The sequence below is a fragment of the Phaeobacter sp. SYSU ZJ3003 genome (genome assembly GCF_041300735.1).
Classification (GTDB): Bacteria; Pseudomonadota; Alphaproteobacteria; order Rhodobacterales; family Rhodobacteraceae; genus Phycobacter; species Phycobacter gallaeciensis_A.
Window position 1 is genome coordinate 1 of the sequence record NZ_PXNU01000094.1, and the last position, 7,114, is coordinate 7,114.

8 protein-coding genes are annotated in these 7,114 nt (G+C 60.2%); 5 read left to right on the top strand and 3 right to left on the bottom strand.

What is annotated here, in order from left to right:
* The coding region (locus tag C6W91_RS20370; RefSeq protein WP_370571511.1) for a hypothetical protein at nt 1–520 on the top strand (520 nt) is incomplete at its 5' end.
* Complete coding sequence (locus tag C6W91_RS20375) at nt 517–1,281, top strand: hypothetical protein (RefSeq protein WP_274831544.1); 765 nt, start codon at nt 517–519, stop codon at nt 1,279–1,281. The genes C6W91_RS20370 and C6W91_RS20375, both read left to right, overlap by 4 nt.
* Nucleotides 1,282–1,520: 239 nt before the next feature.
* On the opposite strand, the gene fabA is transcribed toward C6W91_RS20375, so the two are convergent.
* Complete coding sequence (gene fabA / locus C6W91_RS20380; RefSeq protein ID WP_065272318.1) at nt 1,521–2,030, bottom strand: bifunctional 3-hydroxydecanoyl-ACP dehydratase/trans-2-decenoyl-ACP isomerase; 510 nt, start codon at nt 2,028–2,030, stop codon at nt 1,521–1,523.
* Nucleotides 2,031–2,253: 223 nt separating this feature from the next.
* Here fabA and irrA point away from each other — a divergent pair, with 223 nt between their 5' ends.
* The gene (irrA, locus tag C6W91_RS20385) at nt 2,254–2,682 is read left to right on the top strand and encodes an iron response transcriptional regulator IrrA (RefSeq protein ID WP_274830553.1); all 429 of its coding nucleotides are present in this window, start codon (nt 2,254–2,256) and stop codon (nt 2,680–2,682) included.
* On the opposite strand, the gene C6W91_RS20390 is transcribed toward irrA, so the two are convergent.
* Nucleotides 2,673–3,599: a LysR family transcriptional regulator gene (locus tag C6W91_RS20390; RefSeq protein ID WP_370571512.1), complete on the bottom strand. Its 927-nt coding sequence runs from the start codon at nt 3,597–3,599 to the stop codon at nt 2,673–2,675. The two genes, irrA and C6W91_RS20390, sit on opposite strands and share 10 nt — an antisense overlap.
* A 95-nt stretch (nt 3,600–3,694) precedes the next feature.
* Between C6W91_RS20390 and C6W91_RS20395 the strand changes: the two genes are divergently transcribed.
* The gene (locus C6W91_RS20395; protein ID WP_370571513.1) at nt 3,695–4,492 is read left to right on the top strand and encodes a phytanoyl-CoA dioxygenase family protein; all 798 of its coding nucleotides are present in this window, start codon (nt 3,695–3,697) and stop codon (nt 4,490–4,492) included.
* A 45-nt stretch (nt 4,493–4,537) separates the two neighbouring features.
* Here the strand turns inward: C6W91_RS20395 and C6W91_RS20400 are convergent, their stop codons facing one another.
* Complete coding sequence (locus C6W91_RS20400; RefSeq protein WP_370571514.1) at nt 4,538–5,404, bottom strand: hypothetical protein; 867 nt, start codon at nt 5,402–5,404, stop codon at nt 4,538–4,540.
* A 131-nt stretch (nt 5,405–5,535) separates the two neighbouring features.
* Between C6W91_RS20400 and miaB the strand changes: the two genes are divergently transcribed.
* Nucleotides 5,536–6,861, top strand: coding sequence for a tRNA (N6-isopentenyl adenosine(37)-C2)-methylthiotransferase MiaB (gene miaB / locus C6W91_RS20405; protein WP_065273685.1), 1,326 nt, complete (start codon nt 5,536–5,538; stop codon nt 6,859–6,861).
* Nucleotides 6,862–7,114: the final 253 nt, after the last annotated feature.

A 7,114-nucleotide genomic window follows, 5' to 3' on the forward strand; every position in this document is an offset into this window, starting at 1 on the left:
ATCACCACTCCTTTTCGGAGCCGTGAATCATGCAGCGAGACCGAAATCAATGCATCCTGACCCTAGCATCAACGTGAATGCTGGAACTGTGTGCGCGCCGAGCGCAGGCGCTGGGCTGGGAGCTGGTGCGGAGGCGAAAAAAGCTCGCAGAAGCAGTCATAGTAACACACGCTTGCCGATGACCGCCAAACCAAACGACACGTGGGAGATTGTGGGGCAGTCTGTCGGCGGCACATCTCAGGCAAATTTGGACGGAACTGCGTTGGCAGGGCAGCGGCTCTGCACCGTACAACGAAGAGAAGGTGGCAACCGTTTGGCGGTGACAGGGGAAGTACACGCGTCGAAAGGGGCAATAAACGTTTCAGCAGAAGGTGGAAATAGGTGGGGCAAGGACTTCGCAGTGTGGGGGAATAAAGACGCTGTAATTGGGCAGGTCTTAAAAAAGGCACTTGAACGTGAGACAATTCGCGCCTCGTCAAGCGTTTTTGTTGTTTCGCGCTGTGAAGTTGCTGAACAATGAACAAGCTGTTTGATGATATTCTAACATTGGAGGAACTGGCGGCGATCGACGCGGTTCACAGCAGCAATTCTACCCGGTTTGATGTACTGGTGCGCCTTGCGGGCCTGGACCCAAGCAAAGACTTTCGGTTTTCTCAACTTCTCCGTCTTGACTTGCGCAGTGCAGATTTACGCGACTTTGACTTTACAGGCTCGGACCTGCGTCAAAGTGTAGTTGATGCGCAGACCATCATTGATAAATCGACAATTCTGGATGGCGCGCAGATTGACTGGATCTCGGCGGAGACGCTGCCGATCGTACAGCAAATGCAAGAAATCGAAGCAGCGCTTTCATCGGATAAACGGCTCGCACTAATCCAAGAGATGATAAAAAAGCATGGCCGCACGAACCATGTGGTCACTTACTTGGTCCGAGCCGCTATCGCTGCCAAGGAGATTGAAACATTTTTGGATTTCGTGACAAATCTTCCTGCTGAACTCGATCCTGAACAGGTCAGGCAACTCAGCGCGCATGGTACGAATCTGCTAGAAAAGAAATTCAAGAAAAATCAAAGCAGGACACGACGTAGTGCGACTGCAAAATTCGCTATTGAACCTATTGTCAAGCGGTTGCAGGAGAGTCCTGGTGGGTTCGGGGCCCAACTTTTCGGCAAGCTCGCAGAAGTAATGAATGATAAGGCTGAGACTATTCAGCTGAAAGGGGTCGCGACGACTGAGCCACAGGATTTGCGAAAAGCCTTTGCATTGTTGCGACGCAACTAGCCTCTCTCACTGGCATCTGGCCGTAAGTGTCGGCTTATAGGGGGGCATTGGCAATAGCTGTGCCATCGTGGACAAGTTCCACAATCCATCCGGTTGGTCTGAACGTCCGTGTCGCTTTGAGAACAGGCCGGAGATCCTCTTTGCGCTGATACCCGAAATCTCTCTCCAACAAAAAAGAGGCCCCGCGGGGCCTCCTGATCTTCTCACCTGGTTGTGACTGGCTCCAGCCGCGGCGGGCCTCAGCCCTCGCTCAGAACTACCCGCATGTCCTTGACCTGATAGATCTCTTCGCCATCGGCCTCGACCGTGCCGTCGGCAACGCCCATGGTCAGGCGGCGGGTCTGCATCGCCTTTTTGAAATCTACCTTGTAGGTCAGCATCTTGCGGTCCGGGCGGACCATGCCGGTCAGCTTCACTTCGCCAACGCCCACGGCCATGCCGCGGCCCTTCCAGCCGCGCCAGCCGAGGTTAAAGCCGGTGAGCTGCCACAGCCCGTCCAGACCCAGGCAGCCGGGCATGATCGGGTTGCCGGGGAAGTGGCATTCGAAGAACCACAGGTCCGGGGTGATGTCGAACTCGGCCAGGATGTGGCCCTTGCCGTGGCTGCCGCCGTCGGCGCTCACTTCGGTGATGCGGTCCATCATCAGCATCGGCGGCGCGGGCAGCTGGGCATTGCCCGGGCCGAACAGCTCGCCTCGGGCGCATTTCAGCAAATCTTCTTTGTCAAAGCTGCTCGGGTAGTCGGCCATGCTGGCGGTGCTCCTGCTGAGGTGTCTGTTTTCAATCTGGCCTCCTGTAGCATCGGCCCTGCGGGTCCTGCAAGGGTTCTGCATCTGTCCCGTCCATGTGCTGCCCATGTGCTGCGGGGGCTTTGCGCGGGGCGCGGTGCAAGACGCCGCAGGGGAATCCATTTGAAAATCCCCCCCCGTTGCCCCTATATATACGGTCAGCAACGCGAGGCAGGATCTGCACATGACGCCAAACAGCGAAGATCTGGCAACCAACTGGCTGGGACAGGCCGGTCTGCGCCCGACCCGGCAACGGGTGGCGCTGGCTGAACTGCTGGTCGGGGATGGCAAGCATCGCCATGTCACCGCCGAAAGCCTGTTCGAAGCCGCCAAGGACAAGGGTGCGGCCGTGTCGCTGGCCACCGTCTACAACACGTTGCGCGCCTTTTGCGAGGCGGGCGTGCTGCAGGAGATCACGGTGGACGGGTCGAAAAGCTATTTCGACACCAACACCCATGACCACCCGCATTACTACTGGGAGCAGGAAGGCCGCGTCAGCGATGCGCCCTCGGATCAGCTGGTGATCCAGCGCCTGCCCGAGGCGCCCGAAGGCATGGAGATCGCATCGGTCGATGTAGTGGTCCGCCTGCGCAAGAAGGCCGATCACGGCTGAACGTCTGATTCTCTTTCCGTAGCGCCCTCTGTGAAAACCTGCGTCAGCGCAGCCATCGCCCGCGCGGTGAGCGAGTGCGGCGCCGGGTCTGCGTGGCAGGTCAGCACGACCGGCTCCACCGCCTGCGGCGCGGCCAGCGGGCGGGCGATCAGCGGCAATCCTTCATAGCTGTGATCCGATTGCGGCAGGCTGTAGGCCAGTCCGATGCCTTCGCCGCTGGCGGCCAGGCTGCGCAGAAGTTCCAGCGAGGCGGCGCGATGGGCGATGGCGGGCACCAGCCCGGCGCCGCGAAACAGCCGCATCATATGAGCAATCGACAAGCCTTCGCGCGACAGGATCAGCGGCTCGGTAGCAAGGTCGCTGAGGCTGACCTCAGCCCGGGCGGCCAGTGCATGATCCGGCGGCATCAGCGCCTGCGGCGTGACGCGGTAAAGCTCCTGCCGGGTGAAGCTGGAATCAAGCCCCAGATCCCAGGTCAGTGCCAGATCGCAGGCGCCGGACAGCTGCGCTGCAATGAGATCCTCGAAATCGCTCTCCAGCAGGTCCAGTTCCACCCCCGGCAGGGTCTGTCGCAGCACCCGCAGGGCACGTGGCAGCAGAAAGGGCGCAAGATCACGGAAACATCCCATTACCAGCCGTCCCTGCGGTGCAGCACCGGTGCCCGCGTGTTCCAGCCGCGCGGCCTCCGACAACAGCGCCTCGGCTGCGGTGACAAACTCGCGCCCCTGCGGCGTCAGGGCCAGCGCCGCGCCTTTTCTGCGCAGGAACAATACCCGGCCCAGATGTGCCTCGATCCGGGCCAGCGCGGCGGACAGGGCGGGCTGGCTGACATGCAGCGCCGACGCCGCACCCGACAGGCTGCCATGGCGGGCGATGGCGGTGACATATTCATAGTGGCGCAGAGTGAGGTATAACATGTTCCGAAGGGTATATTAGAAAGATATGATTTGAAATTATGTTCTAGCCAGATCAACTTTGCCAGCAGCAAGGCGTCCAATGAGGGAGACGAAAGATGGTGCATCCGCTGATCACCGAAGAGCAGGTCGAAGCCTACCAGCGCGACGGGGTGGTGATGATCAAGGGCCTGTTCAAGGATCAGGTCGATCTGCTGCGAAAGGGGGTAGAGGCCAATATGGCAGAGCCGGGCCCCTATGCGTCCAACAACGAAAAGAAGGGCCAGACCGGGCGTTTCTTTGACGACTACTGCAACTGGACGCGGATTTCCGAGTTTGACGAAGCGATCAAGGCCTCGCCAGTGGCCGAGGTTGCCGCCGATCTGATGCGCTCGGACCGGGTGCAGATGTTCCACGATCACGTGCTGGTCAAGGAGCCGGGCACCTCGATGGCGACACCCTGGCACCAGGATGGCCCCTATTACTTTGTCGAGGGCCAGCAGACGATCAGCTTCTGGTCGCCGCTGGACCCGGTGCGGGAGGCCTGCCTGCGCTGCGTCGCCGGATCGCATGCCTGGGAAAAGGAAGTGCTGCCCACCCGCTGGGTCTCGGAAGAGGGGTTCTTTGCCGACGAGGGGCAGTACATGGCTGTGCCCGATCCCGATGCCGAAGGCATGCGGGTCATGGAGTGGGAGATGGAGCCGGGCGACGCCGTGGCTTTCAACTATCGCACGCTGCATGGCGCGCGCGGTAATACCGCAGATCAGCGCCGCCGTGCCTTTTCCCTGCGGCTGGTGGGCGACGATGCACGTTATGTCGAACGCCCCGGCCCGACCTCACCGCCGTTTCCGGGTCATGACATGCAGCCGGGCCAGCGCCTGCGCGAGGATTGGTTCCCGGTGCTGTTGCAGCGGTAAGCGGCTGCTATTAAGGCGGGGCAGGGGGCGCCGGGGAAACCGGCCTCAGAACCACTGCCCCGGCTCCATCAACCCCAGATCCAGCAACTGGCGCGAATGCCATTCGAACGGGGTGGAATTGTGCCAGCGGAAGCTGTGGATATCGAACGAAGAGCCGGGATTGCGTTTCAGCGCCTTGGCGGTGCGGAAGGAACAGATGGCTGCCGTCAGGTTGTGATGCCAGGGGCAGGAATAGGTGTTGTATTCGTCGATATTGAAAGTGTGGTTCGGCTGTAACTCCAGGTCGGGTCTGGCCCGGAACAGAGAGATCCGGTCGATCTTGCGGCTGGCCTGCGGGATGTGTTCCTCGTGGCGCCAGCGCACACCGCCGAAAAAGTCGAGCTGCCGTTCCTCGGGGCTGCTTTTGGCACCAATGTAACGGGACTGCGCATAGTATCCCGATTTATCCAGATAGGCATTGGCCAGCGACACGGCGTTGGGGTGAGCCTCAAGATCACCTGCATAGAGGTCGATCACATAGGTCAGCATCGCCGCGCGCTTTTCCTCTGTGTGAAAGGTCAGCATTTCCGCGACAGTCCGCGTTTCGCAAAACGGGAAGAACAGGTATTCCGCGTTGTAGCAGTAGTAGAGCCAGCATCCGGGGCTTGCGGTGCGGGTCACCTTGTTGATTGCGGCAAAGACGGTTTCGGGCACGCTGCAGTCAAACGGCACCCGGTGCACCCGGTTTTTTACATCCCCCGGCAGGTCAAAGGCATCAGGGATCAGGGCGATCACCTCGGCGAAGCCGCTTTGCAGGTGGTGGCGGAGGGTGGTGCCGATTTCCACGTCATCTTCGAAAAAGATCAGCGCGACGGGCCCCTTGATCAGCAGCGCCGACTGCTGCTCAAGAAAATCGTCGAGGGAAGAATACATCACGGCGGTCTGCTCCTGCCTTTCTGGCATTTGCTCCCAAAATCGGGTAAGTGCGCCTGCATTGCAAGCGGCGTCATTTCCCAGTATGGCAGGCCGCTGATCCCTATGTCCGGCTGGAAGGCAACGAACCCATGAGCGCCCCCAAGAAGCTGTTTATCAAGACCTACGGCTGTCAGATGAATGTCTATGACAGCGAACGCATGGCCGAGGCGCTGGGCGGGCAGGGCTATGTCGAGACGAAATCGGCGGATGATGCCGACATGATCCTGCTGAACACCTGCCACATCCGGGAAAAGGCCGCCGAGAAGGTCTATTCCGAGCTGGGCCGGTTCAAGGGTCTGAAGGCAGAGAAGCCGGATCTGAAGATCGGCGTTGCGGGCTGCGTTGCGCAGGCCGAGGGCGAAGAGATCATGCGCCGTCAGCCGCTGGTCGATCTGGTGGTCGGACCGCAAAGCTATCACCGCCTGCCAGAGATGGAGAGCAAGGCGCGCGCGGGGGAGAAGGTGCTCGACACCGATTTCCCCGAAGAGGACAAATTCGAAAAGCTCAAGAACCGCCCCAAGGCCAAGCGTGGCCCGACGGCATTCCTGACGGTGCAGGAAGGCTGCGACAAGTTCTGTGCCTTCTGCGTCGTGCCCTATACCCGTGGTGCCGAAGTCTCCCGCCCCGTGTCCCGCATCATCGGTGAGGCGCAGGAACTGGTGGAGCGCGGCGTGCGCGAGATCACGCTGCTGGGTCAGAACGTCAACGCCTACCACGGCGAGGGGCCGAATGGCGCCGACTGGACCCTGGCGCAGCTGATCTGGGAGCTGGACAAGATTGACGGGCTGGAGCGGATCCGCTTCACCACCTCGCATCCGAACGACATGATGGATGACCTGATCGAGGCGCATGGCACCTGCAAAAAGCTGATGCCCTATCTGCACTTGCCCGTGCAGGCCGGATCGGACCGGATCCTGAAACGAATGAACCGCAGCCATACCGCCGAAAGCTATATCCGCCTGATCGAGCGGATCCGCGCCGCGCGGCCGGATATCCTGATCTCGGGCGATTTCATCGTTGGCTTCCCGGAAGAGACCGAAGAGGACTTCCAGGCCACGCTCGACCTGATCGAGGAAGTGAAATACGGCACCGCCTATTCCTTCAAATACTCGACCCGTCCGGGCACCCCGGCGGCTGAGCGCGCGCAGGTAGAGGCCGCAGTGGCGGATGAGCGGCTGCAGCGGCTGCAGGCACTGCTGACCCGCCAGCAGCGCGAGGTGCAGGACAGCATGGTCGGGCGCGAAGTTGGCGTGTTGTTCGAAAAGGCGGGCCGTCTGCCCGGGCAGATGGTGGGCAAATCCGACTATCTGCACGCGGTGCATGTGGCCGATTGCGACCGCGCCATCGGCGATCTGGCGCGGGTGCGCATCGTGTCCTCGGGGGCAAATTCGCTGGCCGGTGAGCTGATCGGCTGACCATTTTCTCGGGCCTCTGCAGCCTTTCATCACCTCGCTCCTTTGGCGCGGGGTGAGTCTTTATTGCATCCATTTTGTGGACAGTTTTAAGAAATTTGTTTGAGTGTTGGGGAAATCCGCATAGTTTTGGGAAAAAATAGGCTCCGCCAAGGGGCAATAGGCTGAAAAGTTGTGTAGTTTATTGTTTATACTCGGAGTCGCTGAAGACCCGAACTTTGGCGGGTTGACGGCCAGATGCGCATCGATTCATGTA

Bases quoted from the DNA above. Each gene is read 5' to 3' on its own strand.
- C6W91_RS20375 (WP_274831544.1), top strand. From the start codon at position 517: ATGAACAAGCTGTTTGATGATATTCTAACATTGGAGGAACTGGCGGCG.
- fabA (WP_065272318.1), bottom strand. From the start codon at position 2,030: ATGGCCGACTACCCGAGCAGCTTTGACAAAGAAGATTTGCTGAAATGC.
- irrA (WP_274830553.1), top strand. From the start codon at position 2,254: ATGACGCCAAACAGCGAAGATCTGGCAACCAACTGGCTGGGACAGGCC.
- C6W91_RS20390 (WP_370571512.1), bottom strand. From the start codon at position 3,599: ATGTTATACCTCACTCTGCGCCACTATGAATATGTCACCGCCATCGCC.
- C6W91_RS20395 (WP_370571513.1), top strand. From the start codon at position 3,695: ATGGTGCATCCGCTGATCACCGAAGAGCAGGTCGAAGCCTACCAGCGC.
- C6W91_RS20400 (WP_370571514.1), bottom strand. From the start codon at position 5,404: ATGTATTCTTCCCTCGACGATTTTCTTGAGCAGCAGTCGGCGCTGCTG.
- miaB (WP_065273685.1), top strand. From the start codon at position 5,536: ATGAGCGCCCCCAAGAAGCTGTTTATCAAGACCTACGGCTGTCAGATG.